The organism is Amycolatopsis sp. NPDC004747 (assembly GCF_053601335.1).
Genome location: NZ_JBSGBQ010000029.1, coordinates 92,924 through 119,571, shown reverse-complemented (window position 1 = coordinate 119,571; position 26,648 = coordinate 92,924). Strand labels below are relative to the sequence as shown.

The 26,648-nt window shown below is 73.0% G+C and carries 25 protein-coding genes; 13 read left to right on the top strand and 12 right to left on the bottom strand.

Translation table 11 applies throughout. From position 1 onward, the window contains the following. Nucleotides 1-97: 97 nt before the first annotated feature. Nucleotides 98-997 carry a dihydropteroate synthase gene (folP, locus tag ACWEGE_RS35890; RefSeq protein ID WP_449664921.1) on the bottom strand — a complete coding sequence of 300 codons (900 nt, stop codon included), beginning with the start codon at nucleotides 995-997 and terminating at the stop codon, nucleotides 98-100. 89 nt (nucleotides 998-1,086) lie between these two features. Between folP and ACWEGE_RS35885 the strand changes: the two genes are divergently transcribed. Beyond that, nucleotides 1,087-1,731 (top strand): rhomboid family intramembrane serine protease, encoded by a 645-nt coding sequence (locus ACWEGE_RS35885; RefSeq protein ID WP_449664920.1) that lies wholly within the window; start codon nucleotides 1,087-1,089, stop codon nucleotides 1,729-1,731. On the opposite strand, the gene ACWEGE_RS35880 is transcribed toward ACWEGE_RS35885, so the two are convergent. Both ACWEGE_RS35880 and ACWEGE_RS35875 read right to left on the bottom strand, forming a co-directional pair. Then, a complete protein-coding gene (locus ACWEGE_RS35880) occupies nucleotides 1,728-2,231 on the bottom strand; it encodes a YceI family protein (protein ID WP_449664919.1) in 504 nt (167 codons plus the stop codon). The two genes, ACWEGE_RS35885 and ACWEGE_RS35880, sit on opposite strands and share 4 nt — an antisense overlap. After that, nucleotides 2,228-2,785 carry a hypothetical protein gene (locus ACWEGE_RS35875; protein ID WP_449664918.1) on the bottom strand — a complete coding sequence of 186 codons (558 nt, stop codon included), beginning with the start codon at nucleotides 2,783-2,785 and terminating at the stop codon, nucleotides 2,228-2,230. Before ACWEGE_RS35875 ends, ACWEGE_RS35880 begins: the two co-directional genes overlap by 4 nt. Before the next feature lie 122 nt (nucleotides 2,786-2,907). Here ACWEGE_RS35875 and ACWEGE_RS35870 point away from each other — a divergent pair, with 122 nt between their 5' ends. Continuing rightward, the gene (locus tag ACWEGE_RS35870) at nucleotides 2,908-5,676 is read left to right on the top strand and encodes an ATP-binding protein (RefSeq protein WP_449664917.1); all 2,769 of its coding nucleotides are present in this window, start codon (nucleotides 2,908-2,910) and stop codon (nucleotides 5,674-5,676) included. Here the strand turns inward: ACWEGE_RS35870 and ACWEGE_RS35865 are convergent. Further along, nucleotides 5,642-6,421, bottom strand: a complete 780-nt coding sequence (locus ACWEGE_RS35865; RefSeq protein ID WP_449664916.1) for an alpha/beta fold hydrolase — start codon at nucleotides 6,419-6,421, stop codon at nucleotides 5,642-5,644. The two genes, ACWEGE_RS35870 and ACWEGE_RS35865, sit on opposite strands and share 35 nt — an antisense overlap. A 159-nt stretch (nucleotides 6,422-6,580) precedes the next feature. Between ACWEGE_RS35865 and ACWEGE_RS35860 the strand changes: the two genes are divergently transcribed. Further along, a complete protein-coding gene (locus ACWEGE_RS35860) occupies nucleotides 6,581-7,378 on the top strand; it encodes a trypsin-like serine peptidase (protein WP_449664915.1) in 798 nt (265 codons plus the stop codon). A 60-nt stretch (nucleotides 7,379-7,438) separates the two neighbouring features. Here the strand turns inward: ACWEGE_RS35860 and ACWEGE_RS35855 are convergent, their stop codons facing one another. Further along, nucleotides 7,439-8,266 carry a DUF11 domain-containing protein gene (locus ACWEGE_RS35855; RefSeq protein ID WP_449664929.1) on the bottom strand — a complete coding sequence of 276 codons (828 nt, stop codon included), beginning with the start codon at nucleotides 8,264-8,266 and terminating at the stop codon, nucleotides 7,439-7,441. Between the two features lie 180 nt (nucleotides 8,267-8,446). Next, nucleotides 8,447-9,088: a TetR/AcrR family transcriptional regulator gene (locus tag ACWEGE_RS35850; protein WP_449664914.1), complete on the bottom strand. Its 642-nt coding sequence runs from the start codon at nucleotides 9,086-9,088 to the stop codon at nucleotides 8,447-8,449. 85 nt (nucleotides 9,089-9,173) lie between these two features. Here ACWEGE_RS35850 and ACWEGE_RS35845 point away from each other — a divergent pair, with 85 nt between their 5' ends. The 4 genes from ACWEGE_RS35845 to ACWEGE_RS35830 all read left to right on the top strand — a co-directional run bounded on the left by ACWEGE_RS35845 (nucleotide 9,174) and on the right by ACWEGE_RS35830 (nucleotide 14,160). After that, nucleotides 9,174-10,880 (top strand): TIGR03086 family metal-binding protein, encoded by a 1,707-nt coding sequence (locus ACWEGE_RS35845; protein ID WP_449664913.1) that lies wholly within the window; start codon nucleotides 9,174-9,176, stop codon nucleotides 10,878-10,880. Nucleotides 10,881-11,313: 433 nt separating this feature from the next. Then, a complete protein-coding gene (locus ACWEGE_RS35840) occupies nucleotides 11,314-11,895 on the top strand; it encodes a TetR/AcrR family transcriptional regulator (RefSeq protein WP_449664912.1) in 582 nt (193 codons plus the stop codon). A 20-nt stretch (nucleotides 11,896-11,915) separates the two neighbouring features. After that, nucleotides 11,916-13,088 (top strand): Glu/Leu/Phe/Val dehydrogenase dimerization domain-containing protein, encoded by a 1,173-nt coding sequence (locus ACWEGE_RS35835; protein ID WP_449664911.1) that lies wholly within the window; start codon nucleotides 11,916-11,918, stop codon nucleotides 13,086-13,088. Between the two features lie 49 nt (nucleotides 13,089-13,137). Continuing rightward, entirely contained in the window at nucleotides 13,138-14,160 is a 1,023-nt protein-coding gene (locus tag ACWEGE_RS35830; protein ID WP_449664910.1) for an LLM class flavin-dependent oxidoreductase, read from the top strand. Here ACWEGE_RS35830 and kstD read toward each other — a convergent pair. Next, nucleotides 14,157-15,890: a 3-oxosteroid 1-dehydrogenase gene (gene kstD, locus ACWEGE_RS35825; protein WP_449664909.1), complete on the bottom strand. Its 1,734-nt coding sequence runs from the start codon at nucleotides 15,888-15,890 to the stop codon at nucleotides 14,157-14,159. The two genes, ACWEGE_RS35830 and kstD, sit on opposite strands and share 4 nt — an antisense overlap. A gap of 275 nt (nucleotides 15,891-16,165) precedes the next feature. Between kstD and ACWEGE_RS35820 the strand changes: the two genes are divergently transcribed. Further along, nucleotides 16,166-16,867 carry an SDR family NAD(P)-dependent oxidoreductase gene (locus ACWEGE_RS35820; RefSeq protein ID WP_449664928.1) on the top strand — a complete coding sequence of 234 codons (702 nt, stop codon included), beginning with the start codon at nucleotides 16,166-16,168 and terminating at the stop codon, nucleotides 16,865-16,867. On the opposite strand, the gene ACWEGE_RS35815 is transcribed toward ACWEGE_RS35820, so the two are convergent. After that, nucleotides 16,864-18,138 carry a family 4 glycosyl hydrolase gene (locus tag ACWEGE_RS35815; protein WP_449664908.1) on the bottom strand — a complete coding sequence of 425 codons (1,275 nt, stop codon included), beginning with the start codon at nucleotides 18,136-18,138 and terminating at the stop codon, nucleotides 16,864-16,866. The two genes, ACWEGE_RS35820 and ACWEGE_RS35815, sit on opposite strands and share 4 nt — an antisense overlap. A gap of 161 nt (nucleotides 18,139-18,299) precedes the next feature. Here ACWEGE_RS35815 and ACWEGE_RS35810 point away from each other — a divergent pair, with 161 nt between their 5' ends. The 4 genes from ACWEGE_RS35810 (at nucleotide 18,300) to ACWEGE_RS35795 (ending at nucleotide 21,461) form a co-directional block, all read left to right on the top strand. Continuing rightward, nucleotides 18,300-19,325: a carbohydrate kinase family protein gene (locus tag ACWEGE_RS35810; RefSeq protein WP_449664907.1), complete on the top strand. Its 1,026-nt coding sequence runs from the start codon at nucleotides 18,300-18,302 to the stop codon at nucleotides 19,323-19,325. Between the two features lie 109 nt (nucleotides 19,326-19,434). Next, complete coding sequence (locus tag ACWEGE_RS35805; protein ID WP_449664906.1) at nucleotides 19,435-20,232, top strand: heavy metal-binding domain-containing protein; 798 nt, start codon at nucleotides 19,435-19,437, stop codon at nucleotides 20,230-20,232. Between the two features lie 9 nt (nucleotides 20,233-20,241). Next, nucleotides 20,242-21,060, top strand: a complete 819-nt coding sequence (locus ACWEGE_RS35800; RefSeq protein WP_254896963.1) for a heavy metal-binding domain-containing protein — start codon at nucleotides 20,242-20,244, stop codon at nucleotides 21,058-21,060. Further along, entirely contained in the window at nucleotides 21,060-21,461 is a 402-nt protein-coding gene (locus tag ACWEGE_RS35795) for a hypothetical protein (protein WP_449664905.1), read from the top strand. Before ACWEGE_RS35800 ends, ACWEGE_RS35795 begins: the two co-directional genes overlap by 1 nt. On the opposite strand, the gene ACWEGE_RS35790 is transcribed toward ACWEGE_RS35795, so the two are convergent. From ACWEGE_RS35790 to ACWEGE_RS35775, 4 genes are all read right to left on the bottom strand, one after another. Beyond that, a complete protein-coding gene (locus ACWEGE_RS35790; RefSeq protein ID WP_449664904.1) occupies nucleotides 21,458-22,219 on the bottom strand; it encodes an alpha/beta fold hydrolase in 762 nt (253 codons plus the stop codon). The genes ACWEGE_RS35795 and ACWEGE_RS35790 overlap by 4 nt on opposite strands. Nucleotides 22,220-22,293: 74 nt before the next feature. Further along, nucleotides 22,294-22,902 carry a TetR/AcrR family transcriptional regulator gene (locus ACWEGE_RS35785; protein ID WP_449664903.1) on the bottom strand — a complete coding sequence of 203 codons (609 nt, stop codon included), beginning with the start codon at nucleotides 22,900-22,902 and terminating at the stop codon, nucleotides 22,294-22,296. Nucleotides 22,903-22,976: 74 nt separating this feature from the next. After that, entirely contained in the window at nucleotides 22,977-25,028 is a 2,052-nt protein-coding gene (locus ACWEGE_RS35780; protein WP_449664902.1) for a PQQ-dependent sugar dehydrogenase, read from the bottom strand. Between the two features lie 67 nt (nucleotides 25,029-25,095). Beyond that, complete coding sequence (locus ACWEGE_RS35775; protein WP_449664927.1) at nucleotides 25,096-25,965, bottom strand: alpha/beta fold hydrolase; 870 nt, start codon at nucleotides 25,963-25,965, stop codon at nucleotides 25,096-25,098. A gap of 99 nt (nucleotides 25,966-26,064) precedes the next feature. On the opposite strand from ACWEGE_RS35775, the gene ACWEGE_RS35770 reads away from it, so the two are divergent. After that, nucleotides 26,065-26,619 carry a CGNR zinc finger domain-containing protein gene (locus tag ACWEGE_RS35770; protein ID WP_449664901.1) on the top strand — a complete coding sequence of 185 codons (555 nt, stop codon included), beginning with the start codon at nucleotides 26,065-26,067 and terminating at the stop codon, nucleotides 26,617-26,619. Nucleotides 26,620-26,648 lie beyond the last annotated feature (29 nt).

Genomic DNA, 26,648 nt, shown 5'->3' with positions numbered 1-26,648 from the left:
TTCCGATATTAACACTTTGAGCCGGGCCCGCAAGCCCGCGCTGTCTCCCCACGTAGCGCTGTGCGTTGCGGGCCCGGCTCAAAGTGATTTCACGGCCTCAGGCGACGGGATGACCACCCCGCTCCTTGGTGTTGCGCAAGGTTGCGACCGCTTCCACTGCTTCCCTTGTCTCCCGGACGTTGTGTGCCCGGAACACCGCTGCCCCCGCCTGTGCCGCGATCGCCGTTGCCGCCAGGGTTCCCGCGAGGCGGTCGGCGGCTTCGACGTCCAAGGTCTCGCCGATCAGGTCCTTGTTCGACAGGGCCACCAGGACCGGCCAGCCCGTTTCCACCAGGCGGTCGAAGTGGCGGAGCAACTGCAAGCCGTGGCGGGTGCTCTTGCCGAAGTCGAACGTCGGGTCGATCAGCACGCCTCCGCGGGGCACGCCCGCCGCTACCGTTCGTGCGGCGGCCTCCGTCAGCTCCGCGACCACCTCTGCCACCACGTCGTCGTAGCGGGGCCAGAAGGGCCTCTCCGGGGTGGGCGCCGGGTACGGGTCCGTGCGCACCGGCATGCCCCCGACGTGCGAGCACACGTAGCCCGCGCCGAACTCCGCGGCGACCTCGACCAGCTTCGGGTCGGCGCCCGCCCACGTGTCGTTCAGCAGGTCGGCGCCCGCTTCGCAGACCTGGCGGCCGACCTCGTGGCGCCACGTGTCGACGCTGATGACCAGGCCGGGGTGGCGGTGGCGGACCTCGGCGACGAACGGCACCACCCGCCTGGTCTCCTCGTCGACGTCGACCTCCGGGCCCTCGCCCGCCTTGACCCCGCCGATGTCCACGATGTCGGCGCCCGCGGCCACCGCGCGGTCCACCGCGGCCAGCGCCGCGGGGTCGGCGAACGTCGCGCCCTTGTCGTAGAACGAGTCCGGGGTGCGGTTGACGATGGCCATGACCAGTGCGCGGTCGCCGGGCATGCGACGGCCCCGGAAGACCATCTCCGGCCGGTGTGACGTCATGCGCCCAACCCTGCCAGGTCACGGCTGGGTCCGGAACGCCGCGTCCGGGCCCGGCGCCCGATATCCTCGGGCGCGACCGAGGGGGCGAAATGAGCGAGGAACCGACCCGGACCGACGCCGAGGCGATGATCGCCGAGGCCAAGAAGGCCCTGTGGGTGATGGTCGGCCTGCTGGCCGCGCTGTGGCTGGTCCAGCTGGTCAACGCCCCCAGCGGCTACGACCTGAGCCGCGAGTTCGGCATCGAGGCGCGCAACCCGGCGTCGCTGCCGGAAATCCTCACCTCACCCTTCCTGCACTACAGCTGGGGCCACATCGAGGGCAACTCGGGGCCGCTGTTCGTGTTCGGCTTCCTCGCCGCCTACCGCGGGGTGAAGAAGTGGGTCGGGGTCAGCCTGCTGATCATCGTCGCCAGCGGGCTCGGCGTCTGGTTCATCTCGCCGGCGAACTCGGTCACGGTCGGTGCCAGCGGCCTGGTCTTCGGCTACTTCGGCTACATCATCGTGCGCGGGCTCTTCGACCGGCACCTGATCGACATCGTGATCGGGCTGGTGATGGCGCTGTGCTTCGCCTACCAGTTCACCTCCCTGCTGCCCACCCAGGAAGGGGTCAGCTGGCAGGGGCACCTCTTCGGGTTCGTGGGCGGCATCGTCGGCGGCTGGCTGTTCCGCGACCGGCGCCCCAGGGCGGTCGCCGCCCCCGACCCGGCGACCGCCCTGCTGCCCAAGGACCTCTAGCCGGGCGGCTCGAGCTCCGCCTCGACGTCGATCCGGACGTACCGGCCGATCACCGCGCGCGGCACCCGCATGCCGAGCGGGGCCCGGTCCAGCGTCCCGGTCGCCCGCACCCGGGTGGCGGTGACCGGCGCGACGGTCAGCGTCAGCGGGCACGACGTCCCGCGCAGCCGCAGCTCGCCGGTCACTTCCCAGCCGTCGTCCTGCCGCCGGACCCCGGTGGCCGTGAAGGTCAGGTCCGGCCGGGCGGCGCTGTCGAGCAGGTTCGGCTTGCGCAGGTCGGCGTCGCGGCGCTCGTTCCGCGTGTCCAGCGCGCCGAGGTCCAGCTCCGCGTGGACGGCCGTCACCGCGCCGTCACGCACCTCGACGCTGCCGGTGCGGACCGGAATCGTGCCGCGCACCCGGTTGACGCCGAAGTTGCGGACCTCGAAGGCCGCCGTCGTCCGTCCACTGCGGACGGTCCAGGTCCCGGCGCGCAGCGCGGGGGCGGTGCGCGGGCTCATCGCGCACCCGCCGGGGCCGGCAGGGCGGCGTGCTGCACGCGGTGCAGGTCGACCCGGTCCGGGCCGGGCAGCAGTGCGGGGTCCTCGCCCGGCAGCAGCTCGGTCGCCATGATCGCCTCCTGGACGGCCTCGATCGTCGCCAGCGACGCGGTGAACCCGATGACCACCAGGGACCGGTCTTCGGCGAGCAGGGCGTAGGTCGTGCCGATGCCCTCGATGTCCCGGACGGCGGGCCAGATGCGTTCGCGCCCGGCACGCTGCTCGGCGGCCGACTGGTCGGCGCCGCGCGGCCCGTCGAACCAGGTGAGCTGGGCGTAGGCGGCCGCGTCCGACGCGGAGTGCACGTCGGCGACCCGGTAGACGCCGGTGTCGAGCCAGGTGGTCCCGGCGGGCCGCCGGGCCGCGGCCGCGCCGGCCGCGGCCGCGTCGGGCCAGAAGGTGACGACGGCGCCGGCCTGGCCGCCCAGCTGGGTGAGGGTGGCGGTGCCGAGCGCCCCCTCGGCGAGGTCGTGGGTCCCCAGCGGACTCCGGTACTGGTGGATGGTGGCGTGCATCGAGAGGCTCCTTTTCGCTGGTCAGTGCGTTGGGAGTCACTCTCGCCGCCGGCGGCGTCCCGGACATCAGTGCCAGTACGGAGGCCGGCACGGAAACCGGCCACGGAGGGGATACTGCTCGGGTGACGCGCAGCGAGCCGTTCGTCGGGCGGGCCGGTGCCGTGGCCGACCTGCGCGCGTGGCTCGCGGCGGCCGGCGGCGGCACCGGCGCGCTGGTGCTCGTCGGCGGCCCGGCCGGGATCGGCAAGACCCGGCTGGCCGAGACGGTCACCGGCCCGGCCGCGGTCTGGGGCCGGTGCGTCGACGACCCGGGCGCCCCGCCGCTGTGGCCCTGGCGACGGGTGCTCCGCGCCTTGCCGGAGGCGGGCGCGGAGGTCGAGCGCGCGCTCGCCGACCTCGACGACCGCGACGGCGCCGACCTGGTCGCCGCCCGGTTCCGGTTCGTGGCGGTGGCCGCGGACGCCCTGGTCGCGGCGGCCGAGCCGGACGGGCTCGTCGTCGTCCTCGAAGACGTGCACTGGGCCGACGAGGCGTCGCTGCGGCTGTTGCGGCACCTGGCCGGGGAGATCCGCCGGTCGCGGCTCGCCGTCGTCGCGACCTACCGGGACACCGGCGCGGCGGGCCCGCTCTTCGACGCGCTGCCGGAGCTGCTGGGCCGGCCGGGGACGGAGAGCCTGCGCCTGGCGCCGCTGACCGAGCCCGACGTCCGCGCCTACCTCGCCGAGGTCGGCCGGGCGGGCGTCGACGCCGTCGACGCGCTGCGGCGCTCGGGCGGGAACCCGCTCTACCTCAAGGCGGTCGCCCGGTCCTCGGCGACCGGCGACGGCGAGGCCGAGCTGCGCCACCTCGTCCGCACCACGGTGGCCGGGCTGGACGCCGGGACCCGGGACCTGCTGGCGATCGCGTCGGTCCTCGGCGAGGAGGTCGACGCGCACGTCGTCGCCGAGGTGGCCGCCCGGCCGGACGGCGAGGTCGTCGCGGCGCTCGACCGGGCGGTGCGCGCCGGGGTCCTGCGGCCCGCCGTCGCCGGCTCGCGGCGGTTCGCCCACGCCGTGGTGCGCGACGGGATCTACGCCGACCTCGACCAGGGCGTCCGCGAGGAGCTGCACGCCCGGGCGGCGGCCGCGCTGGCACCGCGGGCCGAGCCGGGCGTCGTGGCCGGGCACTGGCTGCGGGCCGCGGCGACGCCGGACGCCCTCGCCCAGGCGGCGGAGTGGGCCGAAACGGCGGCCCGGGACGCCACCCGCTCACTCGCCTTCACCGAAGCCGCCCGGTTCCTGGCCCTCGCGCTGGACTGCCGCCGTCGCGCGGGCCACCGCGACGGCCTCACCGCCCTGCTCGTCGACCTGGCGACCGCGGAGTACCGGGCGGGCCGGTTCGCGCGCAGCCTCGGCCACGCGCGCGAGGCCGCGGAGCTCACGTCCGACCCGGCGCTCGTCGCCGCCGCGGCGCTCGTCGTCCGGGACACCTCGGCGCCCGACCTGCTGCCGGCGATGGCCGAGCTCACGGCGTCCGCGCTGGCGGCGACCGGGCCCGGCGCGGACCCGGCCGTGCGCGCGAAGCTCCTCGCCCAGTCGGCGGCGGTGACCGCCGACTACGGGCGGGCGTCCGAAGCCGTCGAAGCCGCCGACGAGGCCCTGGCGCTGGCCGAGGCCTCCGGCGACCAGGAGGCGCTGCTCGACGCCGTCCGCGCCCGGATGAAGATCCGCCCGTTCGAGCTGCCGCTGGCCGAGCGGCTGCGGCTCGGCGCGCTCGCCGTGGACCTGGGCGGCACGGGACGGCCGCTGGTCGCGTTGTGGGGGCACAAGTGGCGGCTGGACGCGGCGTTCGAGGTCGGCACCGTTCCCGTCGTGGACGCCGAGCTGGCCGCGATCACGGCGCTGGCCGCGACGACCCGGCTGCCGCTGGTCCGCTGGCACGAGCTGCGGCTGCGAGCGTCGGTCGCCGCCTACCGCGGCGCGTTCGCCGAAGCCCGCGAGCAGAACCGGCTGGCGCGGGAGCTCGCCGAGGCGGAACTGGCCGAGGACCGGTCCGCGGCCGGGATGTCGTTCGCGTTCGCGCAGCAGCTGGCGGACGTGGTGGGCGACCCGGCCGAGCTGCCCGACGGCTACGAAGAACTGCTCGCGATCGCCCCGCCGCTGCCCATCACGGTCGTCTCCCGGCCGCTCTGCGCCCTGGTCGCCGGTCGCCGCGACGAGGCACGGGCCCAGTACGACGCCCTGCGGCCCCGGCTGCGCGACCCCGACTTCGTCGGCCAGGCACCGGGGATCGGGCCGAACCTCCTGCCGTTGCTGGAGGCGTTCGAAGACCGCGAAACGGCGGAGTGGCTCGCCAAGCGGCTGGCCGCCGAGTCACCGGTCGGCTCCGGCGGGGCGGGCACGTTCTGCAGCGACTGCTCCAGCAGCTGGGCCGGCCGCCTGGCCGCGCTCCTCGGGCGGCCCGCCGAGGCGGTGCCGCTGTTCGAGGAGGCGGTCGCCTGGGACACGCGGCTCGGCGCCCGCCCCTACGTCGTGCACAACCGCGTCCGCCTGGCGGCCGAACTGGCCGCGCTCGGCGAGCTGCCCCGCGCGGAGACCCTGGCCCGGCAGGCCGCCGACGAAGCCCGGCGGCTCGGCATGCCCGGCTGGGTGCGGGACGCCACCGCGCTGCTCGACCGGGTGCGCAGCGAAGCCGACCCGCTGACCGGCCGCGAGCGCGAGATCGTGGCACTGGTCGCCGACGCGCTGAGCAACCGCCAGATCGCCCACCGGCTGGTGCTGTCCGAGCGCACGGTGGAAAGCCACGTCCGCAGCGTGCTGGCCAAGCTGGGCCTGGCGAACCGGACCGAGGTGGCGGCCTGGGCGCACCGCCGCAACCTCATGCCGGATCGAACGCGAACACCGCCTCGGTGAACTGGCCGGGGTCGAAGTCCATGGCCTGGTGGGCCTGGCCGCGCATCGGCACGACGTCGGCGCCGGGGATCAGCTCGGCGACCGCGTGGGCGGCCGACCGGAGGTAGTCCGGGCTTTCCGTGCCCGCGAACAGCCGGACCGGGACGGCGATCTCGCCGAGCCGCTCGTCGAAGACCATGCCCTCGACGACGTCCAGTTCGCGCGGGATGGTGGGCGCGGCGGCGACCCGGGCGGGCCAGACCGGCGTCGCGCGCATCGCCTCGACGTCCGACGGCGGGAGCCGCAGCGCCTCCTGGAGGAAGATTTCCAGGATCCGCTCGGGTTCCCCGGCGGCCCGCATCCGGTCGCGCGCGTCCGGGCCCACCACGGTCCCGCCCGGCGCCGGCCGCGGCGGCTCGTAGGCGACCAGCCGCCGGACCGCCTTGGTGTGCCGGACGGCTTCCAGCGCGCACAGGGCGCCGTAGGAGTGCGCGACGAGGTAGACGTCTCCCCCGGCGGCTTCGGCGACGGCGGCGATGTCCTCGCCTTCGCGGCGGAGGTCGTAGGCGGGCGCCTCGGCGCGGCTGAGGCCCCGGCCGCGGCGGTCGACGAGGTACAGGCGGTAGCGCCGGGCGAGCCGGTCCTTCACCGCGGCCCAGCGCGTGTGGTCCGCGCCGGTGCCGTGGACGAGGACCAGCGGCGGGCCGTCGCCGAAGGTCTCGAAGCCGATGACCGTCCCGTCGGGCGAGGTGACCGATGCCGTCATGGGTCCCGAGGCTAACGGCGATTTCCGGGGCTGCCGGCGCCGTGCGCCGAAGACCGCGCGTCCGGGCGGGGCTGTGTGGCGCTGTGCGGGCGCTATGAAGTCGCTGTGCATCGGGCCGCGCACGCTGCGGATGCGGCGCCGCTGTGGTGCTCTTGAGCCGTGGCGATCAAGTTTTCCCGCACCGCGCTGTCGGCCGCGGCGACGTTGCTGGTTCTGGGGACCGGGCTGGTCCTCGGCACCGGCACGACCGCCGACGACGCCTACGCCGCGGGCGCGCCGGCCCCGGTCACCACGCCCGTCACCACTGCGGCCCCCAGCCCCGTCACCACTTCGGCTCCGGCCCCCGTCGCCTCGCCCGCTCCGGCGGCACCCGCCGTCCCACCGGTCGGGGCGCTGTTCGCGAACGGCCGTCACTTCTGCTCGGCGAGCGTCGTGCACTCCGCCGCGGGCGACCTCGTGCTGACCGCCGCGCACTGCGTCCGGGACGGCATGAGCTTCGCCCCGGGCTACCACGACGGCGTCGCGCCGGCCGGGATGTGGACGGTGACCTCGGTGGCCGTCGCCGGCGGCTGGACGGCTTCGGCGGACCCGGATCTGGATTTCGCGTTCCTGACCGTGCGGCAGGCCGGAAACCCGGCTTCGCTGGAAAGCCTCACCGGCGCGAACGCGCTCGGCACGAATCGCGGGTTCGAGCACCGGATCACCCTCACGGGCTACCCCGACACGACCGATTCCCCGGTGGTTTGCGAGGGGAACACGACCCGTTCCGACACTTATCAGCTGCGCGTGGCGTGCCCCGGTTTCCCGGACGGAACCAGCGGCGGGCCGTGGGTCACCGGCGGCGAAGTCATCGGCGTGATCGGCGGTTACCAGCTCGGCGGCGACACCCCGGACGTTTCCTACAGCCCCTATTTCGACGACGACATCGCGAAGCTCTACGCGTCGGTCACGGGCTGAAACGCAAACCGGGCCCGCGTCCCTGGCGGAGGACACGAGCCCGGTTCACCTCTGTAACATTCAGCAGGTCACGATCAGCCCAGTGAGCGCCTGGCACGTCTTCGACGCGCTGTCGTCGGCGGGGTTGGGATCCGACGGCGAGCTCGCCGTCCGCACCGCCGTCGTGGTGTACGAACCGAGCGCGAGCAGGCCGCCGTTCACCGAGAACTTCGGCGTCGCCGACGCGCCACTGGCCAGCGAAGCGACGTCGCAGTTCACGGTCCGGGTGCCGGCGACGTGCGCGCAGCCGGTGCCGGAAGCGAACGACAGACCGGCCGGATACGTGGCCACGACCCGGGTTCCGGTCGCCGCCGCCGGGCCGTTGTTCGTCACGGTGACCGTGTAGTCGATGCGCGCGTTCAGCCCGCCGTGCCCGGTGGCGCCCAGCGCGACCTTGATGTCGGCGTTGGTCACCGGGTTGCCGATCGTGATGACCGGGCCGTCGAGGGTGTCGAAAGCGTAGTTGTCACCGACGAACTGGTGCTGCAGCGTGAACTGCCCCGGTGCCGCGGTGTCCTTGACGCGCAGGGTCCACACCGTGGTCCGCGTGCCGCCCGCCTCGAGGTCGCCGAACGCGGCGCGGTAGCTGCTGCCGGCCTGGAAGCAGCCGACGGCCGTCGTGTTGGTGCAGGACACGATGTCGGCGACGTCGACGATCGCGGTCGGCGTGCCGTAAATGGCGCCCTTCGCGAAAGTCACCGTGAAATCGCGGTCGTTGTGAATGGTTTGCGTGATCGTGAACGTCTGTCCCGGCAGCACCGTGGTGGGACTGACTTCGACGGAACTGCTGGGGGTGTCCGCGTGCGCGGCGGGGGCGATTGCGATGAACGCCGTGGCCAGTGCGGCCACCGAGGACAGGATCGTGGTCCGTCGCCAGCTTCTCTGCATAGTCGTCATCTCGCTGTTCCGGTCCGGGGAATGCCGCTCTGACTGATGGTGCATTGGGGTCTTATTGGACAGCCGACGCTGTTCAGTCGTCGCACTCCCGGAATTCGTTACCCGCCATCCGGACGCATTGCGGCACCGCCGTCAGGAGGGACGCCAGCGGCCGTTCATCTCACCCGGCCGCGGCGGTGGGCCCGGCAGATCCGGGCCTTTCGCCGACAACCCCTCGATGAGCAGCGCGAGGTAGCGGTGGCGCAGCTCGAGCATCCGGTCCTCGTCGTCGACGCGGATGGCGGCGCAGCACTCGAGGATCATGCCGACGTCCTCGGGGACGGCGTCCGGGCGCAGGCGCCCGCTTTCGTGCGCGCGCTCGACCAGCTTCCGGGTCAGCTCGCCCGCGCGCCGCGCGTCCTCGCCCATCTCGGGGGTCGGGGTGAACGTGCCGGCCAGGTGGACGGTCAGGGAGTGCACGTCGAGTTCGACGACCCGGGTGAGGAACCTGGTCAGCGCGCCCCAGCCGTCCGCCTCCTCCGTGGCGCCCTCGGCTTCGCCGATGTACCTGAGGAGGCCGTCGTGGCAGATGCGGCGCAGCAGGACCTCCTTGCTCGGGTACCGGCGGTAGAGGGCGCTGATGCCGACCCCGGCGCGCTCGGCGACCTGCGAGATCGGCGCCTTCGGATCGGCGAGGAAGACGTGGCGGGCGGCGTCGAGGATGACGACGTCGTTGCGGGCGGCCTGGCCTCGGCGGCCGGGCAGGGCGGTGTCGGGCGTGGCTGTCTCGGGCATGGATCGAGATTAGCACTGGAACGGATCGTTCCGGTCTGATACAGTTCGGAACGAAGCATTCCGTTCCACCCCGAAGGAGCAAGTCATGACGGTCCCCGCCCTCCGCCCGTTCCGCGTCGAGATCCCGCAGGCCGCCCTCACCGACCTGGAGAACCGCCTGCGCGGGGCGCTGTGGCCGGACGACCTGCCCGCCGAGTACGGCGTCACGAACGAGCGGGTCCGCGCGCTGGCCGAGTACTGGCTGGAGAAGTTCGACTGGCGGGCGTTCGAGGCCCGGCTCAACGCGTACCCGCAGTTCGTGACGGAGATCGACGGCGAGGAGATCCACTTCCTGCACGTCCGCTCGTCGCGGGAGGACGCGACGCCGCTGGTGCTGACCCACGGCTGGCCGGGCTCGATCGTGGAGTACCTCGACGCGATCGGCCCGCTGACCGAGCCGGCCTCGGCCGACGAGCCGGCGTTCCACCTGGTCATCCCGTCCCTGCCGGGCTTCGGCTTCTCCGGCCCGACGCGCTCGGCCGGCTGGGGCACGCACCGCACGGCGGCGGCGTGGACCGAGCTGATGAGCCGGCTGGGCTACGAGAAGTACGGCGCGGTGGGCAACGACGCGGGGTCGATGATCTCGCCGGAGATCGGGCGGCTCGCGCCGGAGCAGGTCGTCGGCGTGCACGTCACGCAGCTGTTCTCGTTCCCGTCGGGCGACCCGGCCGAGATGGCGGACCTGAGCGAAGCCGACCAGGCGGCGCTGGCGCACCTGCAGTGGTTCTACGAGAACATGTTCTCCTTCAACACGCTGCACAGCCAGCAGCCGCACACGCTGGCGTTCGCCCTCGCGGACTCGCCGCTGGGCCTGCTGGCGTGGAACGCCCAGCTGTTCGGCGAGCACCTGGACCCGGAGTTCGTCCTCGCGAACGTGGCGCTGTACTGGCTGACCCGCACCGGCGGCTCGTCGATCCGCTTCTACTACGAGGACGCGCACACGTCGGCGCACCCGGAAGGCCCGACGACGGTCCCGACGGGCCTGGCGATGTTCGCGGGCGACTTCCAATCGATCCGCCGGTTCGCCGAGCGCGACCACGCGAACATCGTCAGCTGGAACCGCTACGACGTCTCGGCGAGCTCCGGCGGCCCCCGCGACGCGGCGGGCCACTACGCGGCGCACGAAGCCACGGAGGTCCTGGTGGCCGACATCCGCCGGTTCTTCGCGAGCCTGGACCGCGGCACGTCCTGGCCGGTCCTCGAAGCGGCCCACGAAGCACTGCGGGCGGCGATCGCGGGCGTCACGGACTGGTCGGCCCCGACGCCGTGCGCGGAGTGGAACGTGACCCAGGTCCTCCAGCACGCGGCGGGCGACCAGCTGGGCTACGCGGCGGCGATCACCGGAACGGGCGGCCCGGACTTCAACCCGTTCGCCCCGTCGGGCACCCTCCCGGCCCCGGCGGCGGAGTACCTCGAGCCGACGCTCGCGGCCGCTGCGGCAGCCTTCGCCAAGGTGTCCCCCGACGCGGAGGCGGTCCCGACGCCGTTGCCGCAGGGCGCGCTCCCGGCCCCGGTGGCGGCCGGAGCGGCAGCACTGGACGCGGCGGTCCACGCGTGGGACATCGCCCGCGCGGCGGGCCGGACGTCCCCGCTGACGCCGGAGCTGGCGGCCCGGCTGCTCCCGGTGGCCCACGAGCTGACCGAACCCCTGCGCGGCTTCGCCTACGCCCCGGCCCTGGAGGCCTCGGCCGACGACGACGCGGTGGCGACGCTGCTGCGGTACCTGGGCCGCGACCCCGAGTGGACCGCCTGAGCCGAGCACGCGAGAGTGCCGGGGCCGCCGTTGCGGCCCCGGCACTTCGCCGCATCCCACCGACCCTCCGGGCACACAGGCCGACCTACCCGGCACGCCAACCGACCCTCCCGGCGCACAACCCGACCTCCCCGGCACACCAACCGACCCACCAGGCACACCAGCCGACCGCCCCCGCACACCAACCGACCCCACCAGGCACCCCAACCGACCGCCCCCCGCACGCAACCCGACCGAGCCGCACCCACGCCCCGCCGCTCCCGGCCCTCGCCCAGCCGGCCAGCCTCACCCGAGCGCTCTCCCCAGCCCCGGCCGTCCACCGCGAGCCACCCGACAAACCGCCCCTCACCTGCGGTCCTGACTGTCCGCACAGGCCGAGGACCCCACATTCGGCGCCTGCCGCGCACCCGCTGCCCCTCGGTACGGTGGCCGCATGATGCGGAAGGCCGTTGCCGTGCGGCGGGAGGAAATCGTGCGCGCCGCGCTCGAAAACATCCGCCTGCGGGGGATTGCCGGTGTCCGGGCCGCCGATGTCGCTCACTCACTCGATGTCAGCACCGCGCTGATCTTCTACCACTTCGGCACCCTCGAAACGCTCGTCATCGAAGCCTTCCGGCAAGCCGCCGAGCACGAACTCGCCAAGCTGGACGACGAGCTCGGCAAAGGCGGCTCGGCCGACCAGCGGCTGCGGGCCGTGCTCGCCCTCTACGGACCCACGAAACACGACAACTGGCCGCTGTGGATCGAAGCCGGCGCCGCCGCCGTGCGGGACGACGCCCTGCGGGCCGTCCTGCAACGCCTCGACCTGCGGTGGCGGGATGCCGTCGTCGCGCTGATCGCGGAGGGTGTCGGCGCCGGGACCTTCCGGTGCCCCGATCCGCACGGCGCCGCGTGGCGGCTCACCGCCCTGCTCGACGGGCTCGCCGTCCAGGTCGTCGCCCGGCAGGGGACCGTCACCGCCGGGGACTGCGCGCGGTGGGTCGAGCAGGCGATGGTGCACGAGCTCGGGTGTTGACCGGGGGATCAGGAGGGGCGATGACCGAAACTGCCTTGCTCGAAGTGGCGTGGACCGATCCCGTCACCGGGTGCCGCGGGTACCTGGTGATCGACCGGCTCGTGCGCGGGGTGGCCAGCGGGGGCCTGCGGATGCGCCGCGGCTGCTCGCTGTTCGAGGTCCGCGGCCTGGCCCGGGGCATGACGCTCAAAGAAGGCCTCAACTACGACCCCGACGGCCGGTACGTCCCGCTCGGCGGCGCCAAGGGCGGCATCGACTTCGACCCCTACGACGAACGCGCGCGCGACGTCGTCGCCCGGTACCTGCGCGCCATGCGGCCGCTCATCGAGCAGTACTGGTCCATGGGCGAGGACCTGGGCCTGCGGCAGGACGTCATCGACGGCGTCATCGCCGAAATCGGCCTGATCAGCCCGGTGCAGGCGATCTACCCGCTGCTCGAAGACCGCGAAGCGGCCACCGCCCGGCTCGAGGACGCCTTCCGGATCGAGGTCGGCGGCCTCGGGCTCGACGAGCTGGTCGGCGGCCTCGGCGTCGCGCAGGCCACGCTCACCGGGCTCGAGATGCTCGGCCTCGAAAACGAGGACAACCGCGTCGTGCTGCAGGGCTTCGGCGCGATGGGCGGTGCCACCGCCCGCTTCCTCGCCGACGCCGGCCTGCGCGTCGTCGGCGTCTCGGACGTGCGCGGGGTGGTCGCCAACCCGGCCGGGCTCGACGTCGAAAACCTGCTGCGGCACCGCGACCGCTTCGGCGGGATCGACCGCGACAACCTCAAACCCGGCGACGAGCTCCTCCCGCCGGAGGCCTGGCTCGACGTGCCGGCCGAGGTGCTGGTGCCGGCCGCGATCTCCTACTGCGTCGACGCCGACAACCAGGCCAAGATCGGGGCGAAACTGATCGTCGAGGCCGCGAACCTGCCGGTCACGCCGGACGCCGAAGAGCTCCTCGACGCCCGGGGCATCCGGGTCGTCCCGGACTTCGTCGCCAACTCGGCGACGAACTCGTGGTGGTGGTGGACGCTGTTCGGCGACGTCGGCGCGGACGCCGAGCAGGCCTTCGGCAAGGTCCGCAGCCGGATGCGCGCCCTGGTGACCAGCATGTTCGAGGTCGCCACCCTCGACGGCCTCAGTCTCCGCGACGCCGCGCTGCAGCTGTCGGAGAAGAACCTCGAGGCCATCCAGGCCCGGTTCGGGTGAGGCCCGGAGCCCCGGGAACGAATCCACCGCCGAGATAGTTGAGCGTTGTATGAAACTCGGCATCTACAGCTTCGGCGACCGCGCGCCGGACCCGCGCACGGGCGACCAGCCCAGCGTCGCGCAGACGCTGGCCAACACCCTCGAGCGGATCAAGCTCGCCGACGAGCTGAGCCTCGGCTTCTACGGCCTCGGCGAGCACCACCTCGACCAGTACGCGATCTCGAACCCCGGCACCGTGCTGGCCGCCGCCGCGAGCGTGACGAACCAGATCACCCTCTCCTCCGCCGTCACCGTGCTGAGCACCGAGGACCCGGTCCGCCTCTACCAGCAGTTCACCACGCTCGACCAGCTCAGCCACGGCCGCGCCGAGCTGCTCGCCGGCCGCGGGTCGTTCACCGAGTCGTTCCCGCTGTTCGGCAACGACCTCGGCGACTACGACGAGCTCTTCGAGGAGAAGCTCGCCCTGCTTCTGCGCATCGACCGCGAAGACCCGCTGACCTGGTCCGGCAAGTTCCGCCCGCCGCTGGAGAACGCGCGGATCCTGCCCCGGCCGTACGGGAAGCGCCTGCGCATCTCGGTCGGCACCGGCGGCAACCCCGAGTCGTCGATCCGCGCCGGGCTGCTCGGCCTGCCCGTGGTGTACGCGGTGATCGGCGGGCAGCCCGAGCGTTTCGCCCCGCTCGTCGACCTCTACCGCCGCGCCGGGGAAGCGGGTGAACAGCAGGACCTGCACGTCACCATGGGCGCGATCGGCTTCATCGCCGAGAAGTCCCAGGACGCCAAGGAAACGTTCTACCCGTACTGGCTCGAGACGATGAAGTACGGCGCCCGCGCCCGCGGCTGGGCGGTCCCGACCCGCGCGGAGTACGACGAATACACCCGGGACGCGAACGCGTTGTTCGTCGGCAGCCCGCAGGAGATCGCCGAACGCCTGATCGCGGTCGGCAAGCTCACCGGCGCGGACCGGTACGCCATGCAGATGGACTGGTCCGGTGTCCCGCACGCCGAGGTCATGCGGGCCATCGAACTGCTCGGCACCGAGGTGCTCCCGCTGGTGGAAAAGGAGTTCTAGACGTCGTTCGCGGCGATGTAGCCGAACGTCATCGCGGGGCCGATGGTCGACCCGGCGCCGGCGTAGCTGTGGCCCATCACCGCCGCGCTCGCGTTGCCCGCCGCGTACAGGCCGGGGATCACCGAGCCGTCCGGGCGCAGCACCCGCGCCCGGGCGTCCGTGCGCATGCCGCCTTTCGTGCCGAGGTCGCCGGGGACCAGCCGCAGCGCGTAGTACGGCGCCGTCCGCAGCTGGGCCAGGCAGGAGTTCGGCGTCACCGCCGGGTCCGTGTAGTAGTGGTCGTACGCGCTGGCGCCGCGGTGGAATTCGGTGTCCGCACCGGAGCGGGCGAAGCCGTTGAAGCGGTCCACAGTGGACTTCAGCGCGGCGGACGGCACGCCGATCTGGCCGGCCAGCCCCTGGACGGTCGAGGCCTTGAACACCGCACCCGCGTTGTACCAGGCGTCCGGGAACGGCAGCAGCGGCGCGATGTCGCGGAACAGGTACCGGTTGCGGTAGTTCTGGTCGACGATCAGCCACGCCGGGATGTCCGGCGCCGTGGGGTTCTTGTCGTACATGGTGTGCACGACGTCGCTGTAGGGCGCGGCTTCGTTGACGAACCGCTGCCCGGCCTGGTTCACGATCAGGCCGCCGGGCAGGGTCCGTTCGGCCAGGCAGAAGTACGGGTCGCCCGGCGTCGGGATGGCCGGGCCCCACCACGCGTCTTCCATCAGGTCGAGGGCGGCGCCCGCGCGCTGCCCGGCGCGGTGGCCGTCGCCGGTGTTCTCCTTCGCGCCGACGGTCCAGTCGGTGCCGATCGGCTGCCGCTGGTACTGCGCGCGCATCGCCGCGTTGTGCTCGAACCCGCCCGAGCCGACGATCACGCCGCGGCGCGCCCGCACCAGCCCGCCCGGCGTCACCACCCCGGTCACCGCGCCGTTTTCCACGTTGAGGTCGACAAGCGGGGTGTTCAACAGGACCGGGACGTTCGCGCGCTGCAGGCCTACGCGCAGGCCGGCGGCGAGCGACTGCCCCATGGTGAGCGGCTTCTGCCCGGCCAGCGCGGCGGCCGTGCCGCGGGCCAGGCATTCGGCGGCGACCGCGGCGCCCTTGGCGTTCACCAGGGCGAGGTTCAGCCACTTGTAGTCGGCGCTGAAGACGACGAGCCCGGCCGGCGTGGCGAGGTAGGGCGGGTTCAGGTTGGCGAGCTCGGCACCCAGCAGGTTCCCGTCGAACTGGTCCGGCTCGATCGAGCGGCCGTTCGGCAGGCCGCCCGGGAGTTCCGGGTAGTAGTCGCTGTAGCCCTCCATGAACCGGAACCGCAGCGGGCTGTTGGCCATGACGAAGGCGATCATCGCCGGGCCGTTGCGCAGGAAGGCCTCCTGCCGCGCGGCGGGGACGTCCGGGCCGACGACGGCGGCGAGGTACTGCGCGGCCTTCGCGGGGGTGTCCGGCACGCCGGCGGCGAGCAGCACCGGGTTGTTGGGGATCCAGATACCGGCGCCGGACCGGGCCGCGGACCCGCCGAAGGTTGGCGCCTTCTCGAGGACGACGACGCTCAGCCCGCGCTTGGCCGCGGTGAGCGCGGCGGTCATGCCCGCGGCACCGGAGCCGACCACGACGACGTCGTACTCGCTCGGCGCGGCGGCCGCGGCGGTGGCCGCAGGGGCGGCGAGCCCGGCGGTGACGGCGAGGCCCACCCCGGCGGCGCTGCCGCGGAGGAGCTGACGGCGGGTCAGGTCGGCATCCATGGCGACTCCTCGCTCGCAGGAACGGCGAGGGCCATGGTCTACGGCCCGGCCGCAGAACTGGAACAGGTTCTACCCAGTTGGAGCAGTCTCCGCCTGTCGCATTCGCCCAGTGGTGCCACTGGGACCCGGCATTCGGACCAGATTCACAAAGATAACCGGTTGCAGCGCGCCTGGCCCGCGACGTTCTTTGTGGACACACCCAGCAAGTTGACGACCCCCTCAACTTGCGGATAAGTTGAGGACATACTCAACTTGAGGAGGTTCCCTTGCCGAAAGTGCTCGCCGTCCTGGGCGTCGGTCCCGGGCTCGGCCTGTCGGTCGCCCGCCGGTTCGGCCGCGAAGGCTTCACGACAGCGCTGGTTTCCCGCACCGACACGCGGCACGCGGGTTACCGCGAGTCGCTGGCCGGGATCGACGCCGCCACCTACACGGCGGACGTGACCGACCAAGCCCAGCTGCGCGACGTGCTCGTCCGCATCACGGCCGACGCCGGCGAGATCGACACGGTGTACTTCGGGCCGGCCGACGCCACGGCCGGCCCGGGCATCACGCCGCTCACCGAAGCCGGCGCCGGCACCCTGCGGGCGACGTTCGATTCCGTCGTGCGCCCGGCCGCGCAGCTCGTCGAAGCCGCGCTGCCGGGCCTGCTCGCCCGCGGCTCGGGCTCGCTGCTGTTCGCCGGCGGCCTGAGCGGCAAGTACCCGATGCCGATGCTCGGCAGCCTCGCCCCGGCGTCGGCGGCGCTGCGGATGTACGTGCTCACCCTGCACGCGGCCCTGCGGGAAACCGGTGTGCACGCCGGGATCCTCACCATCGGCGGCCTCATCGAACGCGGGGACATCCACCGCGTGTTCACCGCGCAGGACCACGGCTTCACCGTGGGCACGCTCGACCCGGACGACATCGCCGACCGCGCGTGGCGGCTCTACACCGAGCGGGAAGCCGAAGCGGAGTTCAACGCGATGGCGGCGGTCTAGGCGAGGTACGCGAGTTCCGGGTGCGCGGCGACGTAGGCGTCGAGCAACCGCCGGGCGACCGGCACCGAGCCGACCAGCGGGTGCAGCGCGAACGCCCGCAGCGCCGCCGCCCGCGAACCCGTCGTCGCCGCTTCGAGCACCGCCCGCTCGACGGCCTTGACCGTCGTCACCAGGCCGAGCGCGTGGTCCGCGAGCGGCGCGGCGGCGAGCGGGCGGGCGCCGCCGGCGTCGACCGCGCACGGGACCTCCACGACGGCGTCGCCCGGTACGCCCGGAAGCGCGGAACCGTTGCGGACGTTGAGGATCAGCGTCGTGCGCTCGCCGTGCGCGAGGGCGCGCAGCAGGGCCAGCGCGACCTTCTCGTAGCCGCCGCCTTCGAGGTCGTCACGCTCCCCCTCGCGCGTCTCGGCCATGTACGTCGCTTCGCGTTCCAGGCGCGTTCGTTCCCACGAAGCCAGTGACGGTTCCGCGTAGAAGTCCCGTTGCTGTTCCAGGAGAAGCGCTCCGCGTGACTCCGAACCGACGTGGGCGAAGTAGTAGTAGTGCAGGTATTCGTTGGGGATCGCGCCGAGCGTGCGCAGCCAGTCCGCGCCGAAGAGCCTGCCCTCCTCGAACGACTCGCACGCGGCGGTGTCGGCGAGCAGCCGCGGCAGGACGTCCTCGCCACCGACGCGCACCGAGCGGAGCCAGCCGAGGTGGTTGAGCCCCGCGTAGCCGAACTTCGCCGCCGCCGCGTCGATCCCGAGGGCCCGGGCGACGCGGCGGCACAGCCCGACCGGGGAGTCGCAGATGCCGATCACCCGGCCGCCGAGGTGCGCGGCCATCGCCTCGGTGACCATCCCGGCGGGGTTGGTGAAGTTGATGACCCACGCGCGCGGCGCCAGCTCGCCGATCAGCCGGGCGAGGGCCACCGCCACCGGGACCGTCCGCAGCCCGTAGGCGATCCCGCCCGCGCCGACGGTTTCCTGGCCCAGCACGCCTTCCGCCTGGGCGATCCGTTCGTCCAGCCGCCGGCCGCGCAGGCCGCCGACGCGGATCGCGGAGAACACGAAGTCCACATCGGACACCGCGGCGGCGAGGTCGGTGGTGGTGCGCACCCGCGGCGCGTCCGGCGCGCCGACGGCCTGCTCGGCCAGCACCCGCTCGATCGCCGCGAGCCGGCCGGCGTCGACGTCGTGCAGGACGAGCTCGGTGACTTCGCCGCCGTCCAGCAGCGCCCCGTGCACCAGCGGCACGCGGAACCCGCCACCGCCGAGGATCGCCAGCCTCAACGCGGGACACTTCGCTCGGTTGAGTGACAGCTGTGCCGCATTCCGTGACCCTAGCAGCCGGAGCCACCCAATCCGTGGCCGAAGAGGCCCAGCTCTTGCGGATCTCGCGCGGCTGACGCAGGCTCGGGCCGTCCGCCCCGAGTGATCCCCTGGAGGCGCCTGTGCCGGCCGAGCCCGCCCCCGAAGTCGACGTCTTCCTGTCCGGCCTGCTGTTCTTCGACCTGGTGTTCACCGGGCTGGAGCACCCGCCGTCACCGGGCACCGAGGTGTGGACGGGCGGCATGGGCTCGGGCCCGGGCGGGATCGCGAACTTCGCCGTCGCGCTGAGCCGGCTCGGCCTGCGGACGTCGCTGGCGGCGGCGTTCGGTACCGACGTCTACGGGCGGTACTGCTGGGACGTGCTGGCCCGCCAGGAGCACATCGACCTGTCGCGGTCGCGGCGGTTCCCGGAGTGGCACTCGCCGGTGACGGTCTCGCTGGCCTACGCGGGCGACCGCGCGATGGTCACCCACGGCCACCCGCCGCCCGTCCCGGTGGCGGAGCTCGCCGGCTCGCCGCCGCCGAGCCGGGCGACGGTGGCGCACATCGGCCTCGACACGGCCGAATGGGTCCACACCGCACACCAGTCGGGCAGCCTGGTGTTCGCCGACGTCGGCTGGGACCCGTCCGAAGCCTGGTCGCCGGCGCTGCTGGAGCAGCTGGCGTGCTGCCACGCGTTCCTGCCGAACGAGGTCGAGGCCATGCGCTACACCCGCACGGACACCCCCGAGGCGGCGCTGGCCAAGCTGGCCGACCTGGTCCCGATCGCGGTGATCACCCGCGGTGGCGAGGGTGTGCTGGCGGTGGACGGGACGACGGGCGAGACGGCGGCGGTCCCGGCGCTGCCGGTCGACGTCCTCGACGCCACGGGCGCGGGTGACGTGTTCGGCGCCGGCTTCGTGGCCGCGACGCTGACCGGCTGGCCGCTGGTGGAACGCCTCCGGTTCGCCTGCCTCACGGCGAGCCTGTCGGTCCAGCACTTCGGCGGCGCGCTGGCGGCCCCGGGCTGGCACGAGATCGCCCAGTGGCACGCCCGCACGCGCAGCCCGGAGTACGCGTTCCTGGACGAGGTGCTGCCGTCGGAGACGGTGGCCGGCATCCGCCGCGGCCCGGTGACCCTCGGCTTCGGCGAGGACAGCTGGCGCTGACACACCCCGGCCCGGCCGATCTCGACCTTCCGGACATCCCCCTGCTTCGCCCCGCTCGGGCGCGAATCCGTGCCACGATGGGAAGAGCGGCGACGGAAGGAGGCACCCGGTGCCCCAGCGGGACGTTCGGAACCTGCCTCCGGCCGCGCGGGCACGCATCGAGCGCTTCGAGGCGTCCGGGCCGAAGACGTCGCTGCTGAGCGTGCCGGGCGCGGTCGGCGCCGAGGCCGCCGGCTTCACGCCGGTCGGCGAGGTCATGGGCTGCGTCGTGCAGCAGCTCGGGTGGACGGCGTTGAGCCAGTGGGCCACCGACCAGGCCTGGCTGCTGGCGGACACGCTGCGAGAGGCCTACGCGACCGCGCTCGGCCGGCTCACCGAGGAAGCGAGCGCGCTCGGTGCGGACGGCGTGCTCGGCATCCGGTTCACGACCACCTCCCGCGACGGCACCGCCCAGGAGCTCGTCGCGATGGGCACCGCCGTCCGGGCCGAGACCACGCAACGGCCCGGGCGGCTGTTCACCACCGACCTGCCGGGCCAGGACGTCGGCAAGCTGATGCAAGCCGGGTGGGTGCCGGTGCGCGTCGCGGTCGGCGTGGCCGCGCGCGGGCGGATCGACAACACCATGCCGAACCAGACCGACTTCTGGACAGGCAACGTCGAAGTCGACACCCCGACCAGGGTCGTCAACCAGGTCCGGGCCGCGGCCCGCGCGGAGTTCGCCCGCGCGATCCAGGACTGCGGCGCCGACGGCGGTATCGTCTCCGACCTGCGGTTGTGGACGTGGCCGGTGCAGGAGGTCGCGGTCTACGGCATCGCCAGCGTCATCGGCACCGCGATCGCGCGCTTCCACGACGGCCCCGCCGCGCCGACCAGCGCGCTCAAGATCCTGCCCTTGAACCGTTCCTGAGGAGGCTTCGTGACCACCGCGGACCCCGCCGCGCAGCACATCCCCGAGGATGCGATGCGCCGGCTCGCCGAGATGAAGCCCGGGCAGAAGACCAGCCTGTTCACCTCGGACCTGAGCGTCAACGAGTTCCTCCTCGTGCGCGAAGCCGGCTTCCGGCCGCTCGGGCTCGTGCTCGGCTCGAGCATCTACCACGTCGGGTTCCAGCGGGGACGGTGGAGCGAGAACCAGGAGCTGGAGCGGCTTTCGCAGGCGATGTACCACGCCCGCGAGCTCGCGATGTCCCGGATGGAGCGGGAGGCGGACATCCTCGGCGCCGACGGGATCGTCGCGGTCCGGCTGGAGATCGAGTTCAAGGAGTTCGGCAGCGACCTCGCCGAGTTCATCGCCGTCGGCACCGCGGTCAAGGCCGACGAGCCCGGCGAATGGCGCAACAACACGGGAAAGCCGTTCACCAGCGACCTGTCCGGACAGGACTTCTGGACGCTCGTGCAGGCCGGCTACGCGCCACTGGGCATGGTGATGGGCACGTGCGTCTACCACATCGCGCACCAGCGGTTCCTGCAGAAGATGGGCAACATCGGCCAGAACGTCGAGATCCCGCAGTACACCGAGGCGCTGTACGACGCGCGCGAGCTCGCGATGTCGCGGATGCAGGCCGAGGCGGAGCAGCTGGAAGCGGAGGGCATCGTCGGGGTGCAGCTGCTGTCGCTGCCGCACCGCTGGGGCGGCCACACGACGGAGTTCTTCGCGATCGGCACGGCGGTGAAGCCGTTGCGAGCCGACCACCGGATCGCCAAGCCGCAGCTCGTGCTGCCCCTGACCGACTGATGGACGGCGAGCTGGACTTCCACCTGGTGGCGGCGGCCCTGCGCACGGACCGCGCGGACGTCGAGTCCTACCACCGGGTCCTGGCGGAGACGCTGGGCAGCGCGCTGCCGCCGGGGATGGTCGAGGTCGACCGGCGCCGCACGTTCGCCGACCGCGTGGCCGGCCGGGACGGGCAGGCGACGGCGGTGCGGGTGCGGACGCCGGACCGGGTGCTGGTGCTGAGCGCCGGGAAGCACGGCGGGGTGGCGGCGGAGATCCACCAGGTGGTGCGGGGTGTGGTGATCAGCCGGAAGGAAACCGCGGTCGACGACTGGCTGACGGCGCTCGCCCGGGAGCTGACGGCGTTGGCGGAGAAGGACGCGAGAGCGCGGGATGCGCTCTCGCGTCTGCTCGGCGGCTAACCGTCCAACCGGGACCAGAACGCGGTCAGGGCGCGCGCCACCGGGTGCGGGTCCGTCACCGGCCACCAGTGTCCGGTACCGGGGAGCTCGGCGAGCTCGGCACCGGCCGCCTCGCCCGCGAACCGGTGCTGCGCGGGCGTTCCGCTGGCCTGGTCGACGTCCGCGAGGGCGATCAGGGCCAGCCCGGGCCGCTGCCGCGCCTTCGCGAGGTCGCGGCCCGCCTCGGCCATGGCGGGCTGGGCGGCCGACCGCAGCAGTGAAAGCACCGCGCGCCCCATGCCGTCGTCCATCCCGGCGGCCACGCGTTCCGCGGCCGAACCGGTCATCCCGAGCGCGGTGACGACCGCCAGCCGCTGCTCGAAGCTGCCGCCGAAGATTTCCTTCACCGAGGCTTCGCCCGCCCCTTCCTGCTGCCACACCTGCGCCCGCGCGTGCCAGACGTAGTCCGGCGCGAAGAGGCCGAGCGCGTCCGAGGCCCAGCTGCGGATCAGGTCCGGGCGGGTCATCGCGATCCGGGCGACGTGCGCGCCGCCCCAGTCGTGGCCGACGAGGTCGACCGGTTCCTTGAACTGCTCCAGCCGCGCGGCGAGCCATTCGCCGTAGCCCGCCACCGTGGCGGAGAAGCCGTCCGACGCGGGCACCCCGAAGCCGGGCGGGGACAGCGTCACCGCGTCGTCCCGGCCGAGGGCGGCGATCAGCGGTCCCCACACGCCTGAGTTCTCCGGGTTGCCGTGCACGAGTACCAGGGGAACAGCCATCTCCACTCCTAACTTGCGTGCATGTATGCAAGTAAGTGTAGCAGCGGACGGCGCCGGGCGGCCACGGCCGGAAACTACGGCGTGACGGCGAACGCCGCGCGCACCGAGCGCGTCGCCTCGCGGATGAGAGTGGGGACGTTGCGCACCGGGGGTTGCGCGATGAGCTGCAGCCCGGTCCCCCGGACCAGGGCGACGACCAGCACAGCGGCCGCGGCCGGGTTCACATCGGACCGGACGGACCCGTCGGCGACGCCCTGGCGGACCACGTCCGCCAGCAGCTGCCGGAAGTCGGCGTCCCGGCGGGCGAACAGCGGCGCCAGCAGGGGGTCGGCCGCGATCGCCTCGCCCCACAGCTGCAGGAAGGCGCGCGCCGACGGCGTCCGCCGCACGACGTTGCGCAGGTACGCCTCGACGATCCGCACCAGGTGCTCCAGGCCGTCCCCGTCGTAGGCGGGGACGTCGAACCGCTGCGCCGCGTCGAGCACGGCTTCCAGCAGCCGTTCCCGGCTGCCGAAGTGGTGGTAGACGATGCCGCGGCTGTAGCCGGCGGCCTCCCCGACCTCGGCGAGGGTGACGGCGCGGGACCCGCTGCGCGCGATGAGCGCCATGGCCGCGTCCAGCACGCGCCGCTCGGTCTCGGCGCGTCGTTGCTCCTGCGTTCGCCTCGCCGGACGATCGGTCATGCGCGGTGCTCCCCTGCCGGGCGTAGTGGTCGACGAAGTGTGCCACGCTCCGCCGACCACCGTGCCGGCCGGACCTAGCCCACCGACACCCGCAGGATCTTGTTGTGGCTGTTGTGCGGCGTGCTGTCCTTGTCACCGTCCACGCTGGTCGCCAGCCACATCTGGCCGTCCGGCGCGGGCTCGACCGTGCGGAGCCTGCCGTACGTGCCGTTGAAGAACGTCTGGAAGTTCGTCAGCGAGCTGCCGCTGATCACCGCGCGGTAGAGCCGCGCCCCGCGCTGGCAGGCCACGTAGAGCGCGTCGTGGATGATCGTGATCCCGCTGCACGACCCCTGCGCCACCGGGTAGGTCTTCTTCGGCGCGATGAAGCCGTCACACGAACCCGACGTCCCTTCGCAGGACGGCCAGCCGTAGTTGCCGCCCTTCACGATCAGGTTCGTCTCGTCCATGATGCTGTTGCCGAACTCCTGCTCCCACAACCGGCCCTGGGAGTCGAACGCCAGGCCCTGGACGTTGCGGTGGCCGTAGCTCCACACCGCGTTGTGGAACGGGTTGTCGGCCGGGATCGAGCCGTCCGGGTTGATCCGCAGCACCTTCCCGTTGAGGCTGCTGGTGTTCGGGGCGTTGGCGCTGTTCTGCGCGTCGCCCGTGCCGGCGAACAGGTACTTCCCGTCCGGGCTGAACCGCAGCCGGCCCCCGTTGTGGAACTTGTTGCGCGCGATGCCGGTCAGCAGGACCTGCTCGGTGCTCGTGGTCAGCGAGTCGGCGGCCGGGTCGTACTTGATCCGCACGATCCGGTTGTCGCTGCCCGAAGTGTGCATGATGTAGAGCCAGTGGTCCGAGGCGAACGACGCCGGGTTGATCTCCAGCCCGGTCAGGCCTCCTTCACCGTCGGTGCTCTGCACGTTCGGCACGGTCCCGATCGTCTTCTTGGCCCCGGTCTTCGGGTTCAGGTGCACGATGTCGTGCGCGTCGCGCTGGTTGTAGAGGATGGTGCCGTCCGGCAGGGTCACCAGGCCCCACACGACGTCGTCGTCCGTGCCGACCTGCGTGGCGCCGCAGACGCCCTGCGACGGCGTGCAGCTCGACCCGCCGGTGGTGGTGACGTCGAGGACCGGCGTGCTCGGGTCGCTGAGGTTGCCGTTCCCGTCGATCGCCCGCACCTGCAGGTGGTACGTCGTGTTCGGGGTCAGCCCGCCGAGCGTGGTGCTCGTCGTGTCCGACGTGCCGATCTGGGTGCTGCCGTTGTAAATCCGGTAGCCGGTGACGCCGACGTCGTCGGTCGACGCCGTCCACGCGAGGCCGATCGACGTGCTGTTCACCGCGGTGGTGTGCACGCCCGTCGGCGCGGACGGCGGTGTGTGGTCGTCGGACGGCGGCGTCTTCACCGTCAGCGTGCCGCTGGCCTGCGAGACGTTGCCTGCCGCGTCGCGCGCGTTGACGTAGAAGCCGTAGCTGCCGTTCGGGCCGAGGTTGCCGCAGGTCGCCGTCAGCGCGCCGGTCGTGCTCGCGCAGAGCTGGCCGTCGCGGTAGACGTCGTAGCCCGTGACGCCGGTGTTGTCGGTCGCGGCGGTCCACTCGATCGTGGCACTGGTCGGCGTCACCCCGACGAGCGTCGGCGTGCCGGGCGGTGACGGCGGCTGGACGTCACCGCCCGAGCCGTAGACGCCGAACTCCTGCAGCGAGTAGCCCTTCGACGAGTCCGTGCGGCAGCGTTTCGTGCCGTACACCCGGACGTACCGGCCGGTGCCGTCGAGGGCGGTCAGGTCCTCGACGCCGCCCTTGCCCGCGTCCGTCGCGTAGATCTTCGTCCAGGTGGCGTGGTCGGTGGAGGTGTCGATTTCGTAGGCGGTGGCGCAGGAAGCGTCCCACTGCAGCCGGACGCGGCTGACGTGCACGCTCGCGCCGAGGTCGACGTAAATCCACTGTGGATCGACGCCGGCCGCGCTGGCCCAGCGGGTCGCCGAGTTCCCGTCGACCGCGTTCGCCGCCGGGCAGCACCCACCCGACGAGGACGCGGTGACCGGCTTTCCCTGCGACAGCAGGGGATCCGCGGCCGCTGCCGGGGTGATCGCCGCGGCGACGAGCGCGAGCGCGATCGCCGCCGCCCGAATCAGTCGACTCATACCGTCCTCCATGGCTGATGACGACGGCGGAGGTCGGGAAAACCCTACGAGCGCGCCGGTCCGGTGGTCAACTGGCGTCCCGGTCAACGGGCAGCACCCGCCCGAGGAACCCGCGGATGTACCCGGCGATCGCGTCCAGGTGCGTCTCCAGGGCGAAATGGCCGGAATCGAGCAGGTGGATTTCGGCGTCGGGCAGGTCGCGGGCATAGGCGCGGGCCCCGTCGGCGACGAAGATTTCGTCGTTGCCGCCCCAGACGGCCAGCAGCGGCACCCGGCTGGTCCGGAAGTACTCCTGGAACTTCGGGTACAGGCCGATGTTGTGGTGGTAGTCGGCGAGCAGCGCCTGCTGGATGGCCGCGGCACCGGGCCGGTCCAGCAGCGCCTGGTCGTGGATCCAGACGTCCGGGCTGACCAGCGAGGGGTCGGGCACGCCGTCGAGGTACTGCGCCTTGGTGGCTTCGAGGGTGACCATGCCGCGCAGGTCGTCGTCGGAAAGCGTGCCGGCGGCGAGCTTCTGCGGGAGCCCGGCACCGAGGCCGTCGACGTAGGCGTTGCCGTTCTGGGTGACGATCGCCGTCACCCGATCGGGGTGCGCGGCGGCGATGCGCAGGCCGATCGGCGCGCCGAAGTCCTGGATGTAGAGCGCGAAGCGGCCGAGGCCGAGCTGGTCGAGCAGGCCGAGGGTGAGTTCGGCGAGCGCGTCGAAGGTGTAGGTGAACTCGCTGGTGGACGGCGCGGCGGAGGCGCCGGCACCGAGGTGGTCCGGCGCGACGACGTGGTAGCGGTCGGCCAGCGCCGGGATGAGGTGCCGGAACATGTGCGAGCTCGTCGGGAAGCCGTGGAGCAGCACGATCGTGGGGGCGTCGGCGGGGCCGGCCTCCCGGTAGAACAGCCGGTGCCCGGCGACGGTGGCGTGGCGGTGGTGCACGGTGACCATCGTGTCGTCCTCTCTCATGTTTATTTGCTCATTTATCCATGAGATGACGTAGACTGTCAACCGTCGGGGACACTTCGAGGACGGACTCGGGAGGCGAACATGGTCACGGCGGCACCGGGCGAGGACCGCTCACCGGCGTTGGCGCTGGTCAACACCGAACGCGTGACGGGAGACGACCTCGCTTCCCCCGGCTCGGCCGGTTCGTGGCTGGACTCCCACGGACTGACGGCTTCGGTGCCCGACGCGGCGTCGCTTGGCCGGTTGACGGAGTTGCGTGGCGCGGTCCGGGAGCTGCTCGCGGCACTGGCGGCAGGCCGTCCCCCGGAACCGGCGGCACTGTCGGCGGTGAACGCGGCGGCCCGCGCGGACGCGGCCGCACTGACGCTGACCTGGGATGACGGACCGGTCCGCGGGTGGGACAGCGCCCGGCCGGGCAGCCTCGACGCGACACTGGGAGCGTTGGCCCGGGACGCGATCGAGGTGGTCAGCGGGGAGGTGGGGGCGTTGGTGCGCCCGTGCGAGGCCCACGGCTGCATCAGGTACTACGTCCGCGAGCACGCCCGCCGCCGCTGGTGCTCCACGACCTGCGGGGACAGGGTGCGCGCCGCCCGGCACCAGAAGCTGGTGGTCGAGCAGCGCGAAGGGGCTCGCTGAGGTTCCGCGACGGCCGGCCGGCTCCGGCG